Source organism: Silicimonas lutimaris, from assembly GCF_047314965.1.
Classification (GTDB): Bacteria; Pseudomonadota; Alphaproteobacteria; order Rhodobacterales; family Rhodobacteraceae; genus JAVJUV01.
The window spans coordinates 94,491-118,115 of the sequence record NZ_JBLBVK010000047.1 but is presented as its reverse complement, the minus strand read 5'-3'; the positions used below and the strand labels follow the sequence as shown (position 1 = coordinate 118,115).

General features: G+C 62.0%; 24 protein-coding genes. 14 read left to right on the top strand and 10 right to left on the bottom strand.

Annotated elements, in window-relative coordinates; translation table 11 throughout:
* Positions 1–85 precede the first annotated feature (85 nt).
* The 5 genes from ACKLNI_RS09790 (at position 86) to ACKLNI_RS09770 (ending at position 3,431) form a co-directional block, all read left to right on the top strand.
* Positions 86–1,000 carry a LysR family transcriptional regulator gene (locus ACKLNI_RS09790; protein WP_413718878.1) on the top strand — a complete coding sequence of 305 codons (915 nt, stop codon included), beginning with the start codon at positions 86–88 and terminating at the stop codon, positions 998–1,000.
* 179 nt (positions 1,001–1,179) lie between these two features.
* Complete coding sequence (locus ACKLNI_RS09785; RefSeq protein WP_413718877.1) at positions 1,180–1,722, top strand: hypothetical protein; 543 nt, start codon at positions 1,180–1,182, stop codon at positions 1,720–1,722.
* Between the two features lie 239 nt (positions 1,723–1,961).
* Complete coding sequence (locus tag ACKLNI_RS09780) at positions 1,962–2,294, top strand: hypothetical protein (protein ID WP_413718876.1); 333 nt, start codon at positions 1,962–1,964, stop codon at positions 2,292–2,294.
* Between the two features lie 32 nt (positions 2,295–2,326).
* A complete protein-coding gene (locus tag ACKLNI_RS09775; protein WP_413718875.1) occupies positions 2,327–2,998 on the top strand; it encodes a hypothetical protein in 672 nt (223 codons plus the stop codon).
* A 58-nt stretch (positions 2,999–3,056) separates the two neighbouring features.
* Complete coding sequence (locus ACKLNI_RS09770; protein WP_413718874.1) at positions 3,057–3,431, top strand: hypothetical protein; 375 nt, start codon at positions 3,057–3,059, stop codon at positions 3,429–3,431.
* 256 nt (positions 3,432–3,687) lie between these two features.
* Here ACKLNI_RS09770 and ACKLNI_RS09765 read toward each other — a convergent pair whose 3' ends face one another.
* Together ACKLNI_RS09765 and ACKLNI_RS09760 are read right to left on the bottom strand one after the other, a co-directional pair.
* Positions 3,688–3,921, bottom strand: coding sequence for a hypothetical protein (locus ACKLNI_RS09765; RefSeq protein ID WP_413718873.1), 234 nt, complete (start codon positions 3,919–3,921; stop codon positions 3,688–3,690).
* Positions 3,921–5,426 carry a serine/threonine protein kinase gene (locus tag ACKLNI_RS09760; protein ID WP_413718872.1) on the bottom strand — a complete coding sequence of 502 codons (1,506 nt, stop codon included), beginning with the start codon at positions 5,424–5,426 and terminating at the stop codon, positions 3,921–3,923. The genes ACKLNI_RS09765 and ACKLNI_RS09760 overlap by 1 nt, the downstream gene beginning before the upstream one ends.
* Positions 5,427–5,819: 393 nt before the next feature.
* Between ACKLNI_RS09760 and ACKLNI_RS09755 the strand changes: the two genes are divergently transcribed.
* A complete protein-coding gene (locus ACKLNI_RS09755) occupies positions 5,820–6,512 on the top strand; it encodes a M48 family metallopeptidase (RefSeq protein ID WP_413718871.1) in 693 nt (230 codons plus the stop codon).
* Here ACKLNI_RS09755 and ACKLNI_RS09750 read toward each other — a convergent pair.
* Together ACKLNI_RS09750 and ACKLNI_RS09745 are read right to left on the bottom strand one after the other, a co-directional pair.
* The gene (locus ACKLNI_RS09750) at positions 6,503–7,048 is read right to left on the bottom strand and encodes an RSP_2648 family PIN domain-containing protein (RefSeq protein WP_413718870.1); all 546 of its coding nucleotides are present in this window, start codon (positions 7,046–7,048) and stop codon (positions 6,503–6,505) included. The two genes, ACKLNI_RS09755 and ACKLNI_RS09750, sit on opposite strands and share 10 nt — an antisense overlap.
* Entirely contained in the window at positions 7,045–8,241 is a 1,197-nt protein-coding gene (locus tag ACKLNI_RS09745; protein WP_413718869.1) for an RSP_2647 family RNA methyltransferase, read from the bottom strand. The genes ACKLNI_RS09750 and ACKLNI_RS09745 overlap by 4 nt, the downstream gene beginning before the upstream one ends.
* Positions 8,242–8,573: 332 nt before the next feature.
* On the opposite strand from ACKLNI_RS09745, the gene edd reads away from it, so the two are divergent.
* The 3 genes from edd to ACKLNI_RS09730 all read left to right on the top strand — a co-directional run bounded on the left by edd (position 8,574) and on the right by ACKLNI_RS09730 (position 12,139).
* Positions 8,574–10,379, top strand: a complete 1,806-nt coding sequence (edd, locus tag ACKLNI_RS09740; protein ID WP_413718868.1) for a phosphogluconate dehydratase — start codon at positions 8,574–8,576, stop codon at positions 10,377–10,379.
* Between the two features lie 73 nt (positions 10,380–10,452).
* Positions 10,453–11,094, top strand: a complete 642-nt coding sequence (gene eda / locus ACKLNI_RS09735) for a bifunctional 4-hydroxy-2-oxoglutarate aldolase/2-dehydro-3-deoxy-phosphogluconate aldolase (protein WP_413718954.1) — start codon at positions 10,453–10,455, stop codon at positions 11,092–11,094.
* Positions 11,095–11,257: 163 nt separating this feature from the next.
* Positions 11,258–12,139, top strand: a complete 882-nt coding sequence (locus ACKLNI_RS09730; protein WP_413718867.1) for a YHYH protein — start codon at positions 11,258–11,260, stop codon at positions 12,137–12,139.
* Between the two features lie 11 nt (positions 12,140–12,150).
* On the opposite strand, the gene ACKLNI_RS09725 is transcribed toward ACKLNI_RS09730, so the two are convergent.
* The 3 genes from ACKLNI_RS09725 to ACKLNI_RS09715 all read right to left on the bottom strand — a co-directional run bounded on the left by ACKLNI_RS09725 (position 12,151) and on the right by ACKLNI_RS09715 (position 16,482).
* The gene (locus ACKLNI_RS09725; RefSeq protein WP_413718866.1) at positions 12,151–13,050 is read right to left on the bottom strand and encodes a LysR substrate-binding domain-containing protein; all 900 of its coding nucleotides are present in this window, start codon (positions 13,048–13,050) and stop codon (positions 12,151–12,153) included.
* Positions 13,051–13,377: 327 nt separating this feature from the next.
* The gene (locus tag ACKLNI_RS09720) at positions 13,378–13,659 is read right to left on the bottom strand and encodes a hypothetical protein (protein ID WP_413718865.1); all 282 of its coding nucleotides are present in this window, start codon (positions 13,657–13,659) and stop codon (positions 13,378–13,380) included.
* A gap of 48 nt (positions 13,660–13,707) precedes the next feature.
* Positions 13,708–16,482: a [protein-PII] uridylyltransferase family protein gene (locus ACKLNI_RS09715; protein WP_413718864.1), complete on the bottom strand. Its 2,775-nt coding sequence runs from the start codon at positions 16,480–16,482 to the stop codon at positions 13,708–13,710.
* A gap of 102 nt (positions 16,483–16,584) precedes the next feature.
* On the opposite strand from ACKLNI_RS09715, the gene ACKLNI_RS09710 reads away from it, so the two are divergent.
* The 5 genes from ACKLNI_RS09710 (at position 16,585) to ACKLNI_RS09690 (ending at position 19,693) form a co-directional block, all read left to right on the top strand.
* Complete coding sequence (locus ACKLNI_RS09710; RefSeq protein ID WP_413718863.1) at positions 16,585–17,055, top strand: YbaK/EbsC family protein; 471 nt, start codon at positions 16,585–16,587, stop codon at positions 17,053–17,055.
* Entirely contained in the window at positions 17,052–17,678 is a 627-nt protein-coding gene (locus ACKLNI_RS09705) for a transglycosylase domain-containing protein (RefSeq protein ID WP_413718862.1), read from the top strand. The genes ACKLNI_RS09710 and ACKLNI_RS09705 overlap by 4 nt, the downstream gene beginning before the upstream one ends.
* Positions 17,679–17,809: 131 nt before the next feature.
* A complete protein-coding gene (locus ACKLNI_RS09700; protein ID WP_413718861.1) occupies positions 17,810–18,235 on the top strand; it encodes a DUF2852 domain-containing protein in 426 nt (141 codons plus the stop codon).
* 83 nt (positions 18,236–18,318) lie between these two features.
* A complete protein-coding gene (locus ACKLNI_RS09695) occupies positions 18,319–18,780 on the top strand; it encodes an RDD family protein (protein ID WP_413718953.1) in 462 nt (153 codons plus the stop codon).
* An 85-nt stretch (positions 18,781–18,865) separates the two neighbouring features.
* Positions 18,866–19,693, top strand: a complete 828-nt coding sequence (locus tag ACKLNI_RS09690; RefSeq protein ID WP_413718860.1) for an arginyltransferase — start codon at positions 18,866–18,868, stop codon at positions 19,691–19,693.
* Positions 19,694–19,873: 180 nt separating this feature from the next.
* Here ACKLNI_RS09690 and ACKLNI_RS09685 read toward each other — a convergent pair whose 3' ends face one another.
* The 3 genes from ACKLNI_RS09685 to ACKLNI_RS09675 are packed head-to-tail and all read right to left on the bottom strand — an operon-like array spanning position 19,874 to position 23,580.
* Positions 19,874–20,314: a hypothetical protein gene (locus tag ACKLNI_RS09685; protein WP_413718859.1), complete on the bottom strand. Its 441-nt coding sequence runs from the start codon at positions 20,312–20,314 to the stop codon at positions 19,874–19,876.
* Entirely contained in the window at positions 20,311–22,665 is a 2,355-nt protein-coding gene (locus ACKLNI_RS09680; RefSeq protein ID WP_413718858.1) for a TRAP transporter large permease, read from the bottom strand. Before ACKLNI_RS09680 ends, ACKLNI_RS09685 begins: the two co-directional genes overlap by 4 nt.
* A 12-nt stretch (positions 22,666–22,677) precedes the next feature.
* Entirely contained in the window at positions 22,678–23,580 is a 903-nt protein-coding gene (locus tag ACKLNI_RS09675; RefSeq protein ID WP_413718857.1) for a TRAP transporter small permease subunit, read from the bottom strand.
* Positions 23,581–23,625: the final 45 nt, after the last annotated feature.

Sequence of the window (23,625 nt, the reverse complement as noted above, 5' to 3'; positions counted from 1 at the left end):
TAGCGTGGTTTCACGATGCCGGATTGACCAAGACCCAGTTCTATTGGAATCTGCATGTGTTTTGATCAAAGGGTAGTGCGTTCTGATGGCAAATAACCGCGCCTTGGTCAGGGATCCGCGCCTGCTTCGATCTCTGCAGTATTTCGAATCTGTCGCGCGTCACGGATCGGTCAAGGCGGCAGCGGACGAGTTCAACGTCTCTCCCAGCGCTATCAGTCACCAGTTGCGCGAGTTGAAAAGCTATCTGGGCGAGGAAGTTCTTGCCAAATCAGGGCGCGGCATACGCCTGACCGAGACAGGTGAACAGCTTTTCCAGCACGTGTCGGGCATGCTGGCCAACCTGGACCGGGTCATCGAGAACACCGTGGGCAAGTCGAAACCGCTTGTCCGTCTCGCCGTATGCTCCAGTCTTGGACCGACATGGCTGGCAAAGAGACTACCCGAGTTTCTGGATCGTGAATCTTCAGTCGACGTCGAACTTCGCCTCTATGCCAGCGACCCGCTGCAGACCGACACGATCGCTGACATCGTCATCACCGCCGGAGAAGTGGAAGAGGGGTTCACGTCGTCGACGCTTTTTGAAGAAATGCTGATTGCAGTCGGCAGCCCGACAATGCCCCGCGGCGGAAACGGCATGCCTCTGCGCCTGATCACAACCGATCTCGATCCCGGCAGTCTTGCCGAAGACTGGCGCGACTTTTCCGATGTATCGGGCGTGGATTACGCCGGCTCGGTGGACGGCAGGTTAGTGCGTTGCACGCATTACCTGCTGGCGATGGGCCTCGCGGAAACTGGGGTCGGCGCGGCGCTTGTTCCGGATTTCCTTGTGGCGGATGCTCTTGAGAGGGGCGATCTCGTACAGATTGACCCTGCGGAACTTCCGGCCGGTCGCTTCTACAAGCTGTGTTACAAGCTGTCGCGAGAGCGCGATCCCGTCATCCGGGGACTGGCGCGTTGGTTGGAGGCCCAGGTAAGATTTGTCGGGATCGCTGCCCAGTAAGTCCAGACGCCCTGCCCGCTCCCTCGCCTGAATTCTCCGCGGTTAGACCGTATGCAGCCGACGCACGCCCGCGTTTTAGCTGAGCGGCATTCAGCAATCGATATCTTTCTCAGTTGTTACCTATGGTTGTTTTTCTAATCCTTTCGATTGTGTTCATCCGCAACGTCAGGAAGCCTTTCATGAAGAAACCACTCATTGCAGTTACCGCTGCGGCGCTTGCGCTGCAGGTCTGGAGCGGCCCCGCACTTGCCCTGAGCGAAAAGGAAAAAGCCGAGCTTGCAGCGCTGGCCATTCTCGGGATCGCGGCTTTTTCGCACAACGAGAACCATTATCGCGAAGGATACCGCCCGAACACCGCGGAAGAGACCGCCGAGTTTGAGCGCGGCTACCGCGACGGGCTTCATAACGAGCCGTTCGACGCGTATCGCAGCAGTACCGCCTTCGCGCAGGGCTATGATGCCGGCCACAAGGAACGCATGAACCGTCTCGCACACAAGAGCCGGGACGTGAACGGAACGCGGGTGCCGCAGGCCGCGCTCAGCAGTTGCGTCGCCGATGCCGCCTCCGCCATGAACGTCGGACGCCATGACATTCATGTCATCAAGGCAGCGCAGGAAGGCGCCGCTTCCTATTACATCGAAGTCGCGTCCGGCCACCGGCACCTTGTCTGCGAAACCAATGCCGAAGGTCAGATATTCAATACCCGTTTCGGGCGGCTCTGACGAGTACGGGGGCCGGTACCCATACCCCGACCCGCCCCGTGGTTATCGAGTATCTGCTGTCCAAGTCGCGTCCGGCCTGGAATCTTGCCGGACGCGATCAACTCGAGGACGCAAGGTCTGAAGCCTCCATAACGTAAGTCAAGATTGATTGAGTTCTCCGGCATCCTCCGCAGGATTTCAAAGGGGAGCATCATAGTCGGGCAAGGCCCGAAAACCGTCATTCAAGGAAGGAAACCAAAATGAAATCATCCGTCAAAATCACCATGGGTCTCGCCGCCGCCGTCCTTCTGGCGGGCTGCGTCGAAGACACCGGGGCCCCGGCGACATCGAACCCGATGTTCCCCAACGTCGGATTCTCTGCAGACGTCAGCAACGCCGCTGTAACCGCCTGCCGCAACGCGGTCGATGCACAGACAGATGGTGCGGTCGACGTGGTCGGCACCGAATTCTCGCAGGCCAACAATGCCGTCTACATGCTCGTCGGGCCGCAGCGCGCTCAGTGGCGTTGCCTCGTCTCGAATGATGGCCGTGTCGCCGAAGTGATGTTCGTCGGCAGCGAAGGCGCCGCTTAAGCCGGCAACCTTACAATGAAGGGGTAGAATTCATGAAACATCTTTCACTTGCAGCGCTTGTCACCGGGGCAATTTGCGTCGCCGGCGGTGTCGCGCAGGCCCAGTCTCCGGACTACATGATCGAGGATTGCAGACTGGCGTCGCAGCAGTTCTATCAGGAATTCGAGGCGCGGACGGAAGCGACTTACGAAAACCAGCGCACCGACGGCACCCATGCCGTCAACGGCATCATATATCTTGAGACCAGGAGCGCCAATTACAGCTGCTCCTACGACCGGTCCGGAACAACGCTGGTCGAGTTTTTCGCCGAACAGAAGTACTGGCCAGAGTTCGTGCGCGGCGGCGGCAGCCCCTACCAGACGGGCGGCAGCGGTTCCGGGTCCCAGCAGACCATCACGACAGAGCGCGTGCGTTTTCCCTCGGGCGCAAGCTCTTTCGAATTCCCGGCCCAGCTTCCGCCGCGCATGACAGTCCGTTATGAACTCGGTGCACGCGACGGGCAGTTCCTCGACGTGAGCGTCTCGCCGGCAGGTGCGCCGCTGACCTACCGGATCCTCAATCCGAACGGGACCGCTCTTCTGGATGAAATCTCGATCGAGACGCCATATCGCGGCCAGCTCTGGCAGAATGGCGACCACGTGGTCGAGGTGATCAACCGGACGGGATCGACTGTCCAGTTCGACATCTACTTCGGAATCGAGTGAAAAACCTCGGGTGCGCGCCCGCTTCTGCTGGCGCGCACCCTGTGACCACGAGGGCGGGATGCGACTTCTGACATTCATCTTCGCACTCGTGTTCACCGGTGCGGCCGTCCTGTCTGCCTCCGCCGGTATCCTGATAACCGCCAGCCTCTTCATTGCCGACCGTGCGCCCCAAAGCACCGAATTCCTGGAAATCAGCCTCTTCGTCAGCGGCGTGTTCCTTGTCCTTGGCATGCTGCTGGCTGGAATAGAACTTCAGGTCTTCGGAATCGCGAGGCTTTCGGAGGACCGGGAGCGCGACGCCAGCCTCAGGACAAGGGTGCGTCGTCTTCTGATCCTCCTGGTCATCGCAGGCGTGGCGCTTTGCGGTCTCCTCGCCGTTCTGACCTATGCGATCCTGGCCCGGATCGATCAGGGCTTGGCGGTATTCGGCTGAAGGCCGCACGCTGCTCACCACCTCGCACGCGCCCGGCGCCTGACCCTCCCTTTGCACACTCACGCTCGACCCGACCAACTGCGGATCGCACGCGGCCAGAAACCAAGGCTTCATGGAAAGAGCGCGTGCGACGAAATCCGCCATCACCCGTTCGGTCTCGTCAGTTGTGACCTGAACGGACACGCACGTCTGCAACGGCGCCTGGAAAGCGTGGCATCGGCGCATTCGGTTTCAACGGCAACACCGTCGTACCGGGTCACCCGTCCTTTCCGCGCGGCCAGCATCTTAATTGCCATTCCGACACATCCGGCAGGTTCAGCCAGCTGAAATCCAGACGAAAGCCGGTGGCCCAGATGATGGTCAAGAACCGTCCCCGCGCCAGATCGAGGCCACGGCCCGGCAACGCCGGCAGATTGGTGGCATCGAACCGCTCGGGCGGGGTCATGCCCTGGACCGAGGGAATATCGTCGGCCCGGCCGATGCGAAACATCAGGGTGTTTCGATGAAGAACACGAAGCAGAAGCTGATCAGCAGGAAAAGGATGCCAAGGGGACGATAGCGGCTTGGCTGGTGACTGATCGGCGGCATCTGGCCGGCACCTTCCTCTAAAGGATCCGACGCGGAATCGGGAAACGCCGAACCGACGTCTGAAGTGGTCTCCTCGTCGAAAAGGCCCAGGGACCGTTCGCGCTCCACACGCAGGATTTCTTGCTTTTCGTGCGCTCGGCCAATCCAGTCCGTGGTCCCCGACTGGGAAGGCGCGCCGATGTCGGAAGGCACGATGTCTCCAAATCGCGGTTCGGGTGCGCATGCCTCTTCGGGCTCTCCGCCGATTGAAGGCGGTTCGGAGGACAGGCTCAGCGATTCTTTGTTGAATTCATCGATCCATACGGGCTTTGCCGGCTCTTTCGGATCGCTTGCCGCCACCTCCGTTGGTTCCGGAGATGCGCTCGACCTGCTCACCTCGTGGTTGGTTTCCTTGACCAGCCGTGTCAGCGACAGTTCGAGATCAAGACTGAGATCCTTGCTGGTCGGACGCACCAGCGACGCATGCCTTGCGAGTTCTTCGCAATCGGCGTCGGCGATCATGCTTTTCCATTTGGCAGCGGTCTGCAGGCGCCTGCTCGGATTGATGTCCATCGCCGTATCGATCGCCTCAAAGAATTCGCTGGAATACCCTTCGATCCGTCCGGCGAGCGGGATGCAGGGGTCGGGTCTGCCCGCCGCGACCTCGCTCATCCTCATCTGGCTCTGCACGGGTGCCTGACCGGCAATGAGATGATGGAAGGTCGCAGCCAGTGAATAGAGATCGCCGCACGGGGTCTGTTCGCTGCCAGGCACGTAGAGCTCCTGGGGTGAATAGCCGTCCTTGACCACGAGCAGGGACGAAACCGCGCGGCTGTTCCGGCTGGCATCCCCGCGTGCCGACCCGAAGTCGATCAGGACAGGCGCACCCGACTTTTCGATCAAGATATTGTCCGGCGAGATGTCCCGGTGAAGGAGGTCAACCTTGTGAACCTTCTCTATGGCGTCGAGAAGTTGCAGCAGGATGTCCTTTATGCGCGCGGGCGACAGAACTGCCTCTTTCGAACCGATGAAGACCGACAAATCCTGCCCGTCGATCAGATCAAGGACCATGTAGGCGGTCTTGTTTTCCTCAAAGGCGCGGTGAACTCCGACGACGTTCGGATGACGCAGCTTGGCGAGACTGCGGGCTTCGCGCATGAACATCTCTATGACCGACCGCATTTGCGAGGCATGAGCCGGGCTATTGGAAACGACCGCCGTGCCGTCTCGATGGCAGAGATCCGCAGGAAAGCACTCCTTGATGACGATTTCCCGACCAAGGACATTGTCCGTGGCCCGGTACGTCACACCGAACCCCCCGGCCCCGAGCTGTCCGGTGATCGTGAACTGCCCACCAGAAAGAACTGTGCCGACAGGAAGCGCCTGCTCCGACAAATCGTTCCTGTGTCCGCCGCTTTCGCCCGCCATCGGAACTCTTGCTTGAAATCAAAGGTTTCGAATCCTGTTCCGCATGGCGACGAAATGCGTCCGTTTTGAGTTGACGACGCGGCATAATTTGGGCGCCCTCGCTTATACCGGGACGATACGTTCCTTGGTCGCATGACGTTCTGTTAACCAAGGTAAACGCCCGCACCACATCTGGTGCCGGGCGGGAAGATGCCCATAGCCTTGCCATACGCTTTGCCGACGCAACGCCGACGCTTTGCCGACCCGGGGACAACCATCGGACGCCTGCGCCACAAGGCCGTTAAGGAATGAAAGCCGTGCTGATTGCACTACCGTGCGCCCGTTGCCTGCGCACGGTGCCGGAACGCAACGGAAGTGATTGGAAATGCCGCGCGGCGCCACCATATTCACCTCATGCTGAAGTTCACGCCCATACTCCTTGCGATTGTCTACGCGCTGGTGATGTACCGGTTTTCTGTCTGGCGCACGAAGCATGAGCTTGACAGCAAATCGACCGAACTGGCCGATCCGCTGCTCAAAGTCCTGACCGATCGCATGGCGGCAGCCCTCGACCTCGAACGGATTCGGGTCAATATCTACGAGATCGAACCGGTCAACGGCTTGGCCGCCCCGGATGGGCGCATCTTCATAACCCGTGGTTTTTACAAGAAATACCGGGCCGGAGAGGTGTCGGCCGACGAGATGGCAAGCGTGATCGCCCATGAGCTGGGGCATGTCGCACTCGGCCATTCCCGTCGCCGGATGATCGATTTTTCGGGTCAGAACGCGCTCCGCACCGCGCTGATGATGCTGCTCTCACGCCTGCTGCCCGGCATCGGCATTCTGATCGCCAATGCGCTCACCTCGCTTCTGGCCGCGCGCCTTTCGCGCTCCGACGAGTACGAGGCCGACGCCTATGCATCGGCGCTGCTGGTCAAGGCGGGGATCGGGACCGAACCTCAGAAATCCCTGTTCCGCAAGCTGGAGAAACTCACTGGCGCGCGCGGAGGCACACCGGTCTGGCTGATGAGCCACCCAAAAGTCGAGGACCGCATCGCCGCGATCGAGAAGCTGGAACAGCGCTGGACCGTCGCCGGTCAGAGTTGATCCAACGCTTTGGCAAAGCGGGGAATTTTTGCTCTCTTCAGCAGTTTTCGCCGGTTCGAGACGTCAATCCCGAAGGATTGCGCGCGGGCCAGGACATCGGCCACAAGTGCAATCATCTTGTCCGGCCGGGCGTGCAGGGCCTCGAGCAGGAACTCGTCCGGATGGCGGCGGATGATGCCATGCGCGGCCAGCGCATTGGTCGGAAAATCCCGAACGTTCAGGGTCAGGATCTCGTTGGCGCCGCCGTCTATGGCCGCGGCCAGAACATGGCAGTCATCGGGATCGGGCAAGTGAACGGTATCGAGCGTTTCAGGTTGAACGATCACATCCGCATCGGGGAAAACGGCAGTAAGCCCGGCGATTTCATGCGCCGCGATCTCGGCCTCTCCGGGCCCGTTCCGCGCGGCGGCCCGCCGCCATTCCTCGAGAATGCGCTCTGACCAGAGCGGTTTGAACTCACCCGCCGCAGCCCATCCCGTCACCAGTTCGCGCAAGAGCGTCGGGTAGAGAACGCAGGCGTCGATCACGACTTTCATGGAAGAAGCCGTACCGTGATCGCTTTCAGATAGCCGCTTTCGGCCAGTTGCGGGTGCTGAGGATGATCGGGGCCGGCAAATCCGGTGCGTAGGATCTGGCAGGACCGCCCCGCCCGACCGATGCCTCGAATGCTTGCCGTGCGGAATTTCTCCAAATCCGCCGCATGGGAACAGGAGCAAAGCGTCAGCGTGCCGCCTTCCGCCACAAGCGGGGCCGCCAGGCGTGCGACCTTCTCATAGGCGCGAAGTCCAGCGTCGAGAGCGCCCTTGTGAGGTGCGAACGCCGGTGGATCGCAGATGACCGTGCCGAAACTCCGGCCTTCGGTGGCCAGAGCAGCCATCACATCAAAGGCATCGCCCTGTCGCGTCTCGAACCGATCCGCCACGCCCGTCGCCTCGGCTCCCTGCCGTGCGAGCGCAAGAGCGGGTTCGGAGCCATCTACGGCAAGCGCGCTTGACGCACCGTTGGCAAGCGCAGCAAGGGCGAAGCCACCGACATGGGAAAAGACGTCGAGAACATCGCTGTTCGTCGAAAGACGGGCCACGAAGGCGTGGTTGTCCCGCTGATCGAAGAAAAGACCCGTCTTCTGCCCGCCCAGAATGTCTGCGAAATATGTCGCCGCATTCATGGGAACCGGGATCGGACCCACGATATCCGGGCCATGCACGTCCGAGATATCGTCCAGTCCTTCGAGAGACCGGGCTCGCCCGGAGGCGTTCCTGACGACGGTCGCGGCCCCCGTGACGCGTTTGACCTCGTCGGCCAGCGCCGCGAAATTCCGCTCCGCCCAGGCCGAGTTCGGCTGGATGACCGCGACCGTGCCGAAGAGATCCACGATCACACCGGGAAATCCATCGCCCTCGGCATGGATCAGGCGGTAAAAGGGAGCGTCATAGAGCGTCTGCCGAAGTGCGGCGGCTCGTGCGACACGCTCCGCGATCCACTCTCGGTCGATCACGGCAGTTGCATCGCGGTCTAGGACGCGCGCGAAAATCTTGGAATTCGGATTGACCGTCACGGTGGCCACGGGCTTTCGCTCGTGATCTTCGAGGGTCGCGACGCTGCCGGGCTCGATCGCCTTGGTGCGGCGGTCGCTGACGATCTCGTTGTCGTAGACCCAAGGGAAACCCCGCCTGATGCGGCGGGGATCGATCTTGGGTTTCAGGCGGATAATTGGACGCTCTGGGCTCATGGCCCTCCCTTATCCGCTTCCGGCGGAAGCCGAAAGAGGATCAGCCGCGGCGGCGCGACATAATCGAGCGCAGCCATTCGGCGCGCAGGCGGCGTGCCTTGCGTTCAACGTCCAGCGAGTCGATCAGGAATACGGTCTTGGGGTCGGTCATGTTGCACCTTGGTTTTTCGTGTTGCCGACCACATAGACCCTGTACCTTCCTGAAACATCGGACAATTCCACATTCCCGTCATGCACTCGCAGCATGGCTTGTGCAGCAAAGGCTTTCCTCATTGTTAGCGCTAACTAATAATGGTAGAAGCCAAGCACCACCCATCCGTTGGAGACAAGCGATGCATCTCAATGACACGATCGCCCGCGTAACGGAGCGCGTCATCGAACGATCCCGCCCCGCTCGCAGCGCATATCTCGACAAGATCGCCCGCGCGCAGGACGCCGGAGTGAAACGCGCGCATCTGACCTGTGGTAACCAGGCGCATGCCTATGCCGCAATGGGGGACGACAAGGCGGCGCTCGTCGCCGAAGAAGCTCCGAACCTCGGCATCGTCACTGCCTACAACGACATGCTGAGCGCGCATCAGCCCTTCAAGGACTACCCCGACCGGATCAAGGCGGCCGCCCGCGCCGCCGGTGCCACGGCCCAGGTTGCGGGCGGTGTGCCGGCCATGTGCGACGGGGTCACGCAGGGCCAGACCGGGATGGAACTGTCGCTATTCTCGCGCGACGTCATCGCGTTGGCGACCGGCGTATCCCTGTCTCACAACACATTCGACGCAGCGCTCTATCTTGGCGTCTGCGACAAGATCGTGCCGGGCCTCGTGATCGCTGCGGCGACCTTCGGTCATATCCCCGGCATCTTCGTTCCTGCGGGACCGATGACCAGCGGACTGCCCAATGACGAGAAAGCCAAGGTCCGTCAGAAATTCGCCACCGGAGAGGTTGGACGCGACAAGCTGATGGAGGCCGAGATGGCTTCCTACCACGGACCCGGAACCTGCACGTTCTATGGCACGGCGAACTCGAACCAGATGCTGATGGAGTTCATGGGGCTGCATCTGCCCGGCGCCTCCTTCGTCAATCCCGGCACCCCTTTGCGCGATGCGCTGACCGACGAAGCCGCGCGACGCGCCGCGGCGATCACTGCGCAGGGCAACGACTATCGTCCGGTCAGCGAGATTCTCGACGAGAAAGCCATCGTCAACGGCATCGTCGGGCTGATGGCGACCGGGGGATCGACCAACCTCGTCATCCATCTGCCGGCGATGGCGCGGGCCGCGGGCGTGATCCTCGATATCGAGGATTTCAACGACATATCAGCGGCGACGCCGCTGATGGCCAAGGTCTATCCGAACGGATTGGCAGACGTGAACCATTTCCACGCGGCAGGCGGCCTGGCCTACATGATCGGTGATCTGCTGGATGGTGGCTACCTGCACCCCGACACCAAGACCATCGCGGGCGACGGACTGGCGCTCTACGCCTCCGAGCCCAAGCTGAAGGATGGCGCGCTTGTCTGGGAGGCCGGCCCGAAGGAAAGCCTGAACGACAGGATCCTGCGTCCCACCGCCGACGCCTTCCAGCCCACAGGCGGGTTGCGCGAACTGAAGGGCAATATCGGGCGCTCGGTCATGAAGGTCTCGGCGGTCGCACCCGAACACCGCGTGGTCGAGGCAAAGGCCCGCGTGTTCCACGACCAGGACGCCGTCAAGACCGCGTTCAAGGCCGGAGAGTTCACCGAGGACACTGTCGTCGTCGTGCGCTTTCAGGGCCCGAAGGCGAATGGCATGCCCGAATTGCATTCGCTGACACCGACTCTCTCGGTGCTGCTCGGCCGGGGGCTGAAGGTGGCGCTGGTCACGGATGGCCGCATGTCCGGCGCATCCGGCAAGGTGCCTGCCGCCATCCATGTATCGCCGGAAGCGGCCGATGGCGGTCCGATCGCGAAAGTCCGTGATGGCGACCTGGTGCGCGTCGACGCGGAAACAGGATTGCTCGAAGTGCTGGAGGCCGATTTCGACGCCCGCTCGCCCGTGACCGCGGATCTCTCCGCCAACGAGACCGGACTGGGGCGTGAATTGTTCGCGGCCTTCCGCCATCACTGCGGACAGGCAAGCGATGGCGCGGGTACGGTGGTCTGATCTCCCGCTTGACGACATGAACGGCGCGCCCGAGAAACAGGCGACGCCTTTTCCGGACAAAGGAACCAAGAAGATGACACCCGAAGACGCCAGCAAGAAATCCGCCGAGATTTGCAGACTTGCCCCGGTGATACCGGTACTCGTGATCCACGACGCCGCCATCGCCGGCGACCTCGCGCGGGCGCTGGTGGCCGGAGGGCTCCCGGCGCTCGAAGTGACTCTCCGCACGCCTGCCGCGTTGGACGCGATCCGCGAGATGGCAAAAGTCGAAGGCGGCGTTGTCGGCGCAGGCACGCTGCTGACGCCGGACGACGTCACGGAAGCGAAGGACGCCGGCGCGCGCTTCGGCGTCTCGCCGGGTTCGACCGACCGGCTTCTGGATGCCGCGGAAGCCGCAGACCTGCCGATGCTTCCCGGCGCCGTCACGTCGAGTGAAGCGATGCGTCTTCTGGAACGGGGCTACACCGTGCAGAAGTTCTTTCCCGCCGAAGCGGCGGGCGGCGTGCCGACGATCAAGTCGCTGGCCGGTCCCTTGCCCCAGATCAGCTTCTGTCCGACCGGAGGGATCACGCTGACGAAGGCACCTGACTACCTGAAGTTGCCGAACATCCTCTGCGTTGGTGGATCATGGGTGGCGCCGCAGCATCTGATCGATGCCCGTGACTGGGCCGGGATCGAGAAGCTGGCCCGCGAGGCCGCGGGACTGGCGCGATAGAACCCAGTTTTTCATAAGAAATTTTTAATCGATTTTTTCAATCTCGGCCGACGGAAATCTCTGGCTGAACCGTTAAAGTCCCGGAACATTCAAAAACGAGGTACATTCTGTGACAAAAAATGTTCAAAGGCCGAACCGGATCCGGTTCGCAAACCGACTTGTAATGGCTCTTTGCGGAGGGCTTGCGATGCAGTCGGGGGCTGCCAGCGCCCATGACATGACTGCCGAGATCCTGACGGACCGCTCGGCCAGTTGCGCAGATTACGTGGCAACGCATTCGGCAAGCGCCACCGACGTTCAGAACCGCAGAGATTTCACCGCCGCAGTCGAAATCACGCACAGCGGCAGTGAATGCACGATCGTCTCCAATTCCGTGCCCAACCACGATTTCAATGCGACGGGCCGCTTCGCAACACCATTCAGCGAACAGGACCTGACGTACACGGTGACGACAAACCCCAAGGCGGCGTCCTCTCCGACGCCGCTTTCGCTGCAGTATGACAACGCAATCTTCCTGAACGGGGTCAAGTTGGACCTCATGGCGGCCGGATGCTACGGCGTCGGCAATGGGAAGATCGGCTGTTTCGACATGAGTTCTCCCTACCGGTATGATCCCATGGGACCCGGAGGCGGGTTTGGCGCGGACGAGCACAATGCGCATACCCAGCCGGACGGCACCTACCATTATCACGGCAACCCTATGGCATTGTTCGAGCAGGACAACGCGACCGGGCCGTCACCGGTTATCGGATTCGCAGCGGACGGGTTCCCCATCTTCGGCAGCTATATCCAGGACGGTGACAAGGTGCGCCGCGCGACGACGAGCTATCGGCTGAAATCAGGCACGCGCCCGGGTGGCCCGGGTGGCGCTTATGACGGCACCTTCATCGACGACTGGGAGTATATCGCCGGCTCGGGCGATCTCGATCAGTGCAACGGCATGGTGCAGGACGGTGTTTACGGCTACGTCGTGACCGAGACCTATCCCCATGTGATGGGCTGCTTCACCGGGACGCCTGACGCGTCTTTCCGCAAGCGCCGCTGAGCTTGTTAACGTCAGGCCGGTTCTGACGGCCTGACGTCGCCCTGAGCCTGCTCTCGCATCCAACGCCGCACGGCCCGGACGGCCTTGCGCCGCCCCGCTCGGGCGTTGGTGGCAAGGAAATAACCTCCAAAGAGAAGCTCGGCTTCGGTCAAGCGCACCAATGCGCCCGAGGCCACCTCGGGTTCGCACAGACGCCGATCCATAAGAACGGCCCCCAAACCGGCCACCGCAGACTGGATCGCCAGTATCGCGCTCAAGGGATGCGGCAGATGCAGGTCGGGAAGATCGACCAGGCCGGCAGTCCTGAACCACTCCGGCCAGAGCCGGAACGTTGCCTCTTCGATCAAAGGCCCACGTGCCAGGGCAGCAAGGTCGACGGAGCCGTTCTCGATCCCCGCAAAGCCCGGCGCGGCAAAGGCACAGACCGCGCTGGGGAACAGGAGCTCGTGTGCATCGGGCGGTTCTGTTCGCAGGTACCGGAGACCCAGATCGAAATCATGGGCTTCGATATCCATCAGTTCGGTCGAAACCGAAAGCCGGAGATCGATCTCGGGATGGCGCGCTTTCAGATTTGGCAATCGGGGGATCAGCCATTTCTGAGCGACAGTCGTTTCTGTTGTCATCGTCACTACGCCTGACGCCGGCTCGGTCAGTGCCTCGGTGGCCAGCGCGATACGATCCAGCGCGGGAGTCACCTCCGCCAGATAGGCGCGACCCTGATCGGTCAGCGTGACTCCGGTCGGACCGTTTCTGAAAAGATGCACGTTGAGACGGTGCTCCAGCCCACGGACATGGCGGGAGACAGCCGAATGGGAAACGTTCAACTCTTCGGCGGCGCGCGTGAAGCTGCCAAGCCGTCCAGCGGCCTCGAAGGCGCGCAGCGGGTTCAGGGGCGGCAGAGTTCTCGGCATGCAACGTTGTGACTTTTTGGAACATCGGCTGTCAAGGAAAGGCATTTGTCGAGACCTGGTCCGGCAAGGCAGACTTTACGGGCTTCAAGAAAACTGGAGGACAGGATGGACCATGCAAGACGCCTTATCAATTCAAGCCTTCCGAAGACGCGTGGGCGTAACATTTTCTCATACCTTGGAGGCGCGCTGAAACGTCTGGTCGCAAACGGGCCCGGCCCGCTTGATCTGACCGAGCCACAGCGGCGCGATTCCGGCATCGACAGGTGCGAGATCGCACGCCTTAAGGCTGTCAGGCGACCATTGATCCGGTGAGAAGCGACCGAGCTGTCAGGCGTTACCCGTACGCCGCCCTCTGGCTCCGCCTCTTCGGACACCGCCTGTCTGGGGTCCCAGGGCGTCCTGCAGGACACTCGTCATCGGGTGGTCGGGATTGTCGCCCCCGTAGCGCAGAAGGAGATGTCGGACCATCGCGCAACTGTCTTCACCGACAGGAACCGAAATGGCCCAGTCGAGGAAGATGCTTCGGCACTCGGCGTCTCCGATGCCCTCGATCCGGTAGCTTTCATAGATCAGCCCCTTGGGATCGATACTGTCCGTCACGCGCGCCATGCAACCGGCCTTTTCCTGTTTCAGGCGCGGACATTAGGGCGATCGGTGTCAACTTCCAACATGTTTCGCGATCAGACCGGCGATCCGGGCGGAGAGATCGGTAAGACGACCCTCCAGCGCTTCGACCGTTGCGTCTCCGGTTTCCCGCAAGAGAAACGAGCTGGCCCCCGCACCCGTGGTCTCGGACTTGACCGATCCTTCTCCCGCAACCAGCCGGGCCGCAGCCTGCACACGCCAGAACAACGCCACGGCTTCGGTCAGCAGACTTGTTTCATCGGGAGAGAGATCGAATGCAGCGACCGCAGCCGCGACCTGATCGGCGATGTGGCGCTCGGGGCTGCCGTTCAAAAGGGCTCCGGTCTCGGCAAAGAGTTCGATATCCTGCAACCGGCCAGGGCCTGCCTTGGCGTCCAGAGGAAGGCCGCCGGGGCGCGCTTCGGCCAGACGCGCGCGCATGTCCGCGACGTCTTTCAGTACCTTGGCTCGATCCTTTGGACGCGCCAGCAACTCGCGGCGAAACGCCTCGATCTCCTCTGCGACCTCAGAATTCCCGGCGACGGGCCGCGCGCGGGTAAGCGCGAGGTGCTCCCATGTCCATGCCTCTTCCGACTGGTAGGCGCGGAACGAGGCCAGCGACGTCGCAACCGGCCCCTGCCGACCCGAGGGACGAAGTCGCATGTCCACCTCGTAGAGCCTGCCCTCGGCCGTGGGTGCGGAAAGTGCCGTCACCAGCGCCTGTGTCAGCCGGGCATAATAGGCACGTGTTGCCAGCGGACGGCGGCCGTCGGACATCTCGGCATTGCCGCCGTCGTAGATCACGATCAGGTCCAGGTCCGATGCAGCGTTCAGCCGCTCGGCGCCGAGAGACCCCATGCCGAGAACCGCAGCGCCGCGTCCGGGCGGCGGCCCGTGTTTCTCGGAAAAGGACGCCACCACCACCGGCCAGAGCGCCTCGACGGTGGCACTGGCAACCTGCGCGTATTCGAGTCCAGCACGCTCGGCGTCAGTGAGGCCCCGCAGATGGTGAACGCCAGCCCGGAACCGCCACTCCCGCGCCCAGACACGCGCCCGGTCAAGCTGCTTCTCATAGTCCCCTTCCTCGGAAAGCGCGGCCGTCAGCATGTTTGTCAGCGCAGCCTGTCCCGGCCAATCCGAGAAGAAATCGCCGCCGATCACCGCATCGAAGACAGCCGCGTTTCGGGACAGGTACTGCCCAAGCGCCGGCGCCGTGTCGACGATATCGACCACAAGGTCCAGAAGCTGGGGATTTGCCTCGAACAGCGAGAAGAGCTGCACCCCTGCCGGCAGACCGGCAAGGAAGCCATCGAGATGCGCCATCGCTTCTTCGGGACGCGCCGCTTTTTCCAGTCGTGCGATCAACTGTGGCTGGACGCGCTCGAAGATCTGAACTGCGCGTGAGGAGCGTAGCGCGGGATACCCCTGCCATCGCTCGATGGTCTCGCGGAACCGCTCGGGCGGCCCTTCGCGTTTTCCCGTCCCGCCCGGCGCGAAAAACTGCTGCGTCAGACGGCTGACGCGCCTCAGTCGTTCGGTGATCTCGACGGCATACTCGCCGGGATCGCGTCCGGCGAGGCAGGCCAGGCGGCGGAACTCGTCCTCGGTCGAGGGTAGCATGTGGGTCTGCTGGTCCGCGATCATCTGCACCCGGTGTTCGGCTTCTCTGTGAGCCCGGTAATCATCGATCAGCGTCCGCGCCTCGTCGTCTCCGATCCAGCCTTTGGTGGCCAGGACTTTCAGCCCTTCCACGGTGCCTGACACCCGCAGGTCCGGGTCCCGGCCGCCCGCGATGATCTGTCGTGTCTGGGTGAAGAACTCGATTTCGCGGATACCGCCCTCGCCAAGCTTGAGGTCGTGTCCGAGATGTGAGGGTGCACGATGGAGCCCCTTGTGATCGCGGATCCGCAACCGCATGTCATGCGCATCCTGGATGGCGGCGAAGTCGAGATGGCGCCGCCAGATGAATGGCCGTAGAGCCTCGATGAACCGTTCGCCGGCCCCGATGTCCCCGGCGCAGGCGCGCGCCTTGATGTAGGCGGCGCGCTCCCAGGTGCGCCCCAGGCTTTCGTAGTATCGCTCGGCCGCCTCCATCGACAATGCTACCGGAGTGACCGACGCGTCGGGACGCAGGCGCAAGTCGGTGCGGAAGACATAACCTTCGGCGGTGCGTTCGCTCAGTGTCTGCGTCATCCGGCGGACGGCCCGGACGAACGATGCGCGGGCTGCGGCATAGTCCTCTGGAGCGAAGCGGGTTTCGTCGAACAGACAGATCAGGTCGATGTCAGACGAATAATTCAGCTCGAACGCCCCCATCTTGCCCATGGCCAGCACAGCGAGGCCACCGGCGACCAAGACGTCGTCCTCGCCCTGCCCAGGGAGTTTCCCGCGCCGGATCTCGGCCGCGATGGCGGATTTCAGCGCCCGGTCCGTGGCGAGATCGGCAAGCGCGGTCAGGGCGCCGGTGACCTCCTCCAGGGACCACACTCCTCCAAGGTCCATCAGCGCAATCAGAAGGGCCATGCGCCGCTTCAGAAACCTGAGCTCGGTGGGGAGATCGCGGTCTTCAGCCTCGCGCGCGTGGGTCAGCAATTCGTCGCGAACAACCTCCGGGGACCGCATCAAAGCGTCTTCCAGCCAAGCGGCGTCCCGCTGCATGATGCCGTCAAGGAAAGGCGAACTGCCCGCGGTTCCTTCCAGCAGGCCCGCGATCTCTGGCGGTTGGCCGGGCAAATACCGCAACGCCTCGCGTCCGCGGTCGGGTTCGAACGGGATCGGCTGGCGGGTGATGCGGCTGGCGAGTCTCATGGGGTCAGCAAAGACAGGAATGCCGGAAAGTTCAATCACCCTGACAGCGCGACAAATTCGCGGTAACAGGTGAGTCACAAGAAGAAACGTGGCGTGGGTGGTATGAGCAAAAGCCTCAAGCGGGTGGCGGAAGCGCTGCGGTCCGCCGGGATCGAAGCCGGGATGATGGAAATGCCCGACAGCACGCGGACCGCGGCCGAGGCGGCGCGCGCGGCTGGCTGTGCGCTCGACCAGATCGCCAAATCCATCATCTTCAGGGGCGAAACGACCGGAACGGTGCATTTGTTCATCACAGCAGGCGGCAACAAGGTGGACCCTGTAATGGCTTCCATCTGTGCGGGGGAACCGCTGGGGCGTGCCGACCCGGGCTTCGTCCGCGAGGTCACCGGCTTTGCCATTGGCGGAGTGGCCCCGGTCGGGCACCTGACGCCGCCCATTGCCTATTTCGATCCGAAACTTCTGGAATTCGACACCGTCTTTGCCGCCGGCGGAACGCCGCGGCACATCTTCCCCATAGCGCCCACAGACCTGATGAAGGTCGCAGCCGCCCGTGCAGAGAGGTTCACCCAATGACCCGGATCATCGCATTCGTCCTTGCCCTTGGCGTCAGTACGCTTCCTGCCGTCGCGCAATCCCGGTTGAGCGAGAAGGCTCTGGGCCAACTTCGCGCGACCGCCGCCGAGATCGGGGCCATTGAGCCCGGAACTGTTCCGGAGATGCTTCTGAAGGCGCTGATCGCAGCCGAGGACCCCGCTCACCTGAGGCGAAGCCCCGAGACCAGCAACCTGACAAAGCAACTGGCGCGTCTGCATCTGGGCGCGATGCCGTCTCTGCAGCGGCAGGAGGCCGAGACAGCGCTGGCAACCTACCTCTCCGAATCCATGTCTCCGACGGATATTGCGCGCGCCTATGCGGCCTTGGTCTACTTCGGACGCAATTGCTACGGCTACCGCGAAGCGGCCGGAGGACTGGCGCGCCTGTCGCCCGAAAAGGCAGACGACACCGTTTGGCTTGCGCTGGCGGCGCTTCCCCGGTCGCCCAGCTTCTATCTGCGGGACCGCGCGGCTTTGCGGGACAGGGTTGCCACGCTTCTGGTCGCCATGCAGAAGGCGGGACTGATCGATCCGGAAGAGGCGCAGCGCCTTGATAACCTGCCTCTGGCAAGCGTGGATACCGGGCCGGGATGCTCTAGCTGATTGATTTTAAAAGACTTCCCAAAAAAATGTAAAATTCTTTCACATAAGGCATTGAATGCCGGCTTCCGGCTTCCGATATCGGTGATGTGAAAGCAATTCACATTAACTCGAAAACGGAGAAGGAAACCCTGATGACCTCCGCAACCCTGGACGCCGCACCGATGCACCGCGGTAACTGGCTTCGCCGCAGCGAGCTCTGGCTCGACGAGCGCGGCAAAGGGGCCTGGATCGCCGCGATGGTAGTCGGCTTCATCGTCTTCTGGCCCATCGGCCTTGCCCTTCTTGCTTACATGATCTGGAGCAAACGCATGTTTAACGGATCGTGCGCCGCGCGCACCCGCCACGCCCATACCGCCTTCAAGTCCAGCGGCAACTCGGCTTTCGACGCCTACAAGGCCGACACCCTTCGCCGTCTTGAAGAGGAACAGGACGCCTTCGAGGCCTTCCTGAACCGCCTGCGGGACGCCAAGGACAAGGCCGAATTCGACCAGTTCATGGACGAACGCTCACGGAAGAAGTCGCAGTCGGACGTCGACGGTGACGCGCAGCCTGCCTGATCAACCGGCTCCCTCCCCGCCGGTGGCGGTCCCGATGAGCGGGGCCGCCGAACCCTTCCCGACCAAGGACAAAGACCGTGACCATGACGCACCCCGCCCATTCCAGCCGCGCTTGGGGCCTTCCCGACCCTCATAGCCAAGCGGAATTCTATGACGACGTGCCCACCAAGCGCCTGATCGCCTGGATCGTGGACTCGATCATCATCGGGCTCTTCGTCTTCCTGCTGACGCTTCTTTCGATCTTCACCGCGCTGCTGATCCTGCCTCTGGTCTGGCTGACCGTGGGATTTCTCTATCGCTGGATCAGCATCGCCGGCAGTTCCGCCACGCCGGGCATGCGCCTTGTGTCGATAGAACTCCGCCGTCAGGACGGCTCTCCGTTCGACGGCACTACCGCGCTTCTGCATACGGCCGGTTACACGTTCTCGGTCGTGACCTTCCCGCTGCAACTCATCTCGATCGCCCTGATGCTGATGACCGAGAGAAAACAGGGGCTGACCGACCTGATACTCGGAACCGCAGCCATCAATCGACCAATCGATTGATCGTGCCGGAATTGGGGATTGGCGGAAGCATTTGGTATTGTTAACGTGTGGCGCAACCAAAGGACGAAGACCTTCAGTCTGACACATGCGCCACACGCTGCCCATCGCGCCCCAGTTCTATGTGACGGCTCCTCAGCCCTGTCCGTATCTTGACGACCGGATGGAGCGGAAGCTGTTTACCGCACTGCAAGGCGAATTTGCCGAACAGCTGAACAATTCACTTTCAAAACAAGGCTTTCGCCGCTCGCAGAACGTGCTGTACCGGCCGTCCTGCGCGGAATGCTCGGCCTGTCTTTCGGCCCGAATCCGGGTGGCGGACTTCAAGCCATCCCGCAGCCAGCGGCGGACCATGAAGCGCAATGACCACCTGGTACGCGAGGCGACATCGCCCTGGGCGACCGAGGAGCAATACGCACTGTTCCGGGCCTACCTGGACAGTCGTCATGCTGATGGCGGCATGGCCGACATGGACATTTTCGAGTTCGCCGCAATGATCGAAGAGACCCCGATCCGCAGCCGCGTGGTGGAATATTCGCGAAGAATTGACCGTGGACGCAAGGAACTGGCGGCGGTCTGCCTGACCGACGTTCTCGATGACGGGCTGAGCATGGTCTATTCGTTCTATGACCCCGACGATACGGCTGCGAGCCTTGGGACTCAGGTCATCCTGGACCACATCCAGATCGCGAAGGATGCGGGCCTGCCCTATGTCTACCTGGGCTATTGGGTGCCCGGGTCGTCGAAGATGGGGTACAAGGCCAAGTTTTCGGCGCTGGAAATCTATGTCGGCGGGCAGTGGCAGGACATCGGAGATCCGGACCGGCATCGCTCCGAGATGCATCCCCTTTCGACCGATCCCATCGCCGAGCAAGTGGCCCGGATCAATCTGCCGGATACGCGTCCGACGAAGTAGCGTTCGATAGGGTTAAGAAGGGGTGAAAGGCCGCCAACCTAGCGGCCTTTTGGTTTCTTAGCTTCGGACTATAATCCTCTGTTATCATGTCATTTTTTGCTCAACCTTAGAGGGACGGCCACTTGTCGGAAAACCGTATGCAAAGCGTCGGCAAAACGTATGGCAAGGGCGCGCGGTCGGTTAAGGAACGAAATCGGGATCGAGGCTGACAAACAGCGTCTCGATACCGGTCTTTCCACCGCTCCAGTCGAAGTCGTGATGAAAGGTCGCGATCCCCAGCATGGGGACGTGGATGCCGTAGCTGTCGACCTCCCAGTGCAGGCCGAGACGGACGAGCGCCGCCACAAGTGCCTTGCCATCGTCGAGGAGCAATTCCTCTCCCGACAGCTTCAGCGACGCGCCGGTCTCGGGAAACAGCTCGACACCGTTGCAACCGCCCGCTCCATCGAAGCCGACATGCAGAAGCCCCGGGCCGACATCCAGAGTTGGGTGCGAAGCCAGGGGTGTTTTGCGGAACTTTTCGACCTGGTGGCCAAGCGCCTGCTCCACAATATGTGCCGGCAGCCCGCGTTTCAGCGGGCCGCAGCTTTCATATGGTTCGAGCGTCAGCCGAAGCGTCAATTCGGCATGAGATCAGGAACGATGGTCACGACCCATGGGAAGAACCACAGGAGTGCAAGCCCGACGACCTGGATCAGCACGAAGGGAACAATACCCCGATAGATATGACGGGTCGTCACTTCTGGTGGCGCCACACCCCTGAGATAGAACAGCGCGAAGCCGAAGGGCGGCGTCAGGAAGGATGTCTGCAGGTTCACCGCGATCATGATCGTCACCCATTTCGGATCGAAGGTGCCGCCATAGATGACGGGACCCACGATCGGGATGACGATGTAGATGATCTCGAGGAAGTCCAGCACGAAGCCCAGCAGGAACAGCACCAGCATCACGATCAGGAACACCTGGAACTCGTTGTCGAAACTCTTGAGGAAGTCCTGAATGTAGTGTTCGCCCCCGAAGGAGATGACCACGAGGTTGAGAAGTTGCGAGCCGATCAGGATGGTGAAGACCATCGAAGTGACCTTGGCCGTCTCGCGGACCACCGGAGACAGAACCCCCGAACGGAAGAGCGTCCAGCAGGCGTAGAACAGGCCGAACATCGCGAAGAGATAGGTCGCCTGGGCGAGGAAGAAGGCGATCCATGTCTCTGCGGAGACTTCCTCGACATGGGTGCGCAGGTCGAAGTTGACGCCGATCAGCAGCATGATCACCAGCGAGAAGCTGGCCATGATGATGAGTTTGCCGGACTTCTGCTCGTCCCTCAGCTTGCGGAAGGCCGCCAGCATGATCGCGCCACCCGCCCCCAGCGCCGCCGCAGGTGTCGGGTTGGTGATGCCACCCAGGATGGACCCAAGCACGGCGACGATCAGGACCAGCGGCGGGAAGACCACCCGGAGAAGTTCGTTCCGCCCAAGGCGCTCGACCGCGTGGCGGCAGGACCAGAGGACCACGAGAAGCGGCGCGAGGATGATCAGGAAGGTAAAGCCCGGCGATGTCAGCGGAGAGACTGCCAGCGCGTCGAAGACCAGCACCGCGAGGATGCCCCCGGCGCCGATCAGGAGCGGCGTCGGATCGGACGAGGGCGAAATCCCGCGCGCGGTGGAAAGCACAAGACCGAAGAGCACCATCGCGATGGCGATGCCGGTACCGATCGGCGCCGCATTGGCAATGTTGATTTCCAGCTGCGCCGCACGCTCTTCTTCGGTCAGTTGATGGGCTTCCGCAACACCGCCCGCAGCGTCGATCGCGGCCTGCTGTTCGACAGCTTCGTCCCAGGCGTCCTGGCCGTGAAGTTCGATCATGGCTGCCTGACACTCCGGTCCGACGTTGGTACGCAGCGATGCCGTTTCGCCCGCTGCCGAGAAGCTGTCGACGGCGACGTTCTGGCTGCCGATCAAGCCGGCGCCCGAAAGGATGATCATGCCGCCGATCAGCGCAGCCGGAACCGCGAGGAACCATGTCAGCCCTTCGTTCCGGGTAATGACCTCGGAGTTCGTCGCCCCCATCTCCACGGCCGGAGCCTTGGACGGGTTCAGGAGCGCGTATCCGAAGGCATAGAGCGCGTAGAGCACGGCCAGCATGATGCCCGGCAGAAGCGCCGCCTGGAACAGCGTGCCGACCGAGACCACCGCGGGTTCACCAAGGTAGGTCAGCGCGTCCGAGCATCCGACGGAAGAGGCACGCTCTTCCTGTGCGGCGGAATAGAGGTCGCCCGCCAGCGTGCCCAGAAGGACGATCACGATGGACGGCGGGATGATCTGCCCAAGCGTACCCGAGGCAGCGATCACGCCCGTCGCCAGTTCCGGCGAGTAGTTGTTCCGGAGCATCGTCGGCAGGGCGAGAAGGCCCATGGTCACGACGGTCGCGCCGACGATACCGGTCGAGGCGGCCAGGAAGGCACCGACGACGACGATCGACACGGCCAGGCCACCCGGCAGCGGGCCGAAGACTCGCGCCATGGTGAGAAGCAGGTCGTTGGCGATCTTGGAGCGTTCCAGCGTGATGCCCATCAGGACGAACATCAGAACCGCGAGCAGCGTTTCGATCGACTGGCCTGCAAGCACGCGTTCGTTCATCCGGTTCACGATGAAGGACACGTTCCGGTCAAGCGCCGTCTCCCATCCCTGCGGGAAGACGGGTTCGCCCATCCGCGGTAACTCGGGGTACTTGAATATGGATATGCTGTCCGGCCGTATGCCCTCGGCGATCAGCGCGGCGTATTCCGCCGAACCGGTGTCAATCGCCTGGTGAATAAGCCAGCCCGCGCTGTCGAGACCGGCGATGATCCCGAAGGAGATCACCGCGGAGCCGCCGATGGCGAAGGCCACGGGGAAGCCGGAGAGAATTCCGCCGAAGAGGCAGAGGAAGACGATCAGCAGGCCGATCTCGACGCCATCAAGTCCAAACAACATGGGTACGGCCTCTTAGTGGTGTTCTTCGATTGCGTGGACAAACTCGGCTTCGTCATCGCCGAGAACATCGCGGTCAAGGTACTTGCCCTCGCTCTCCGGGCCTTCCTTCCACTCCAGATAGGAGCGGTAGAAGAACGCGATCGCCTGGATGAAGACCAGGGCGGTGAAGAGAACCAGCAGGATCTTGAACAGGAAGTAGCCGTCGAACCCGTTGGGCGAGAAGCCGATGGTTTCGACATTCCAGCGGAACGCACGCGACTTGTTCAGAAGCTGCTCCAACTGGTCGGAGGCCGAGGGCTTCGGCACGACGAGGTGCCGCCAGAGGAAGTACCATCCGTACATCCATGTCAGAACGGCGGCCGGGATCATGAAGAAGACCGCGCCGAACATGTCGATGATCTTCTTCCGGGAATAGGAAACGGCGGAGTAGACGAGGTCGACGCGCACATGACCGCCCTGGATGAACGTGTAGGACACGCAGAGGCAGACGACGATGGCGTTGTAGAGTTTCAGCTCTTCCGCCCACCAGGAGATGTCCTTGGTCAGCGGCAGACCGAAACCGAAGGAGATTTCAGCCGAAGCGAAGACGCGCTGTACGAAGACGATGATGATCTGCTGAAGAACCATCAGAAGGCCGGCCCATGCGGCGAACCGGCCGACGGTGTTGCCTATCCCTTCGAAGAAGCGGACCGAGGCCCACATCACGTTGTTCTTCCACATCCCGATGGCGGTCAGGATGAGGACGGCAGTGAACACGACGAAGAAGAACTCGACAGAACCGCCGTAGTAGATGACACGCATTACCGCCTGCGGGTCGGACCAGTTCAGCCAGAGCCCCGGATGTGTAATGGCGTAGAAGAAATTGTAGAACGCCAACGCGATGTTCTGGAAGAACCAGAGGATTCCCTCGACCACGTTCCCCTCCCCGGTCAATTCGTCCGAATAGCATGACGGAGAGCC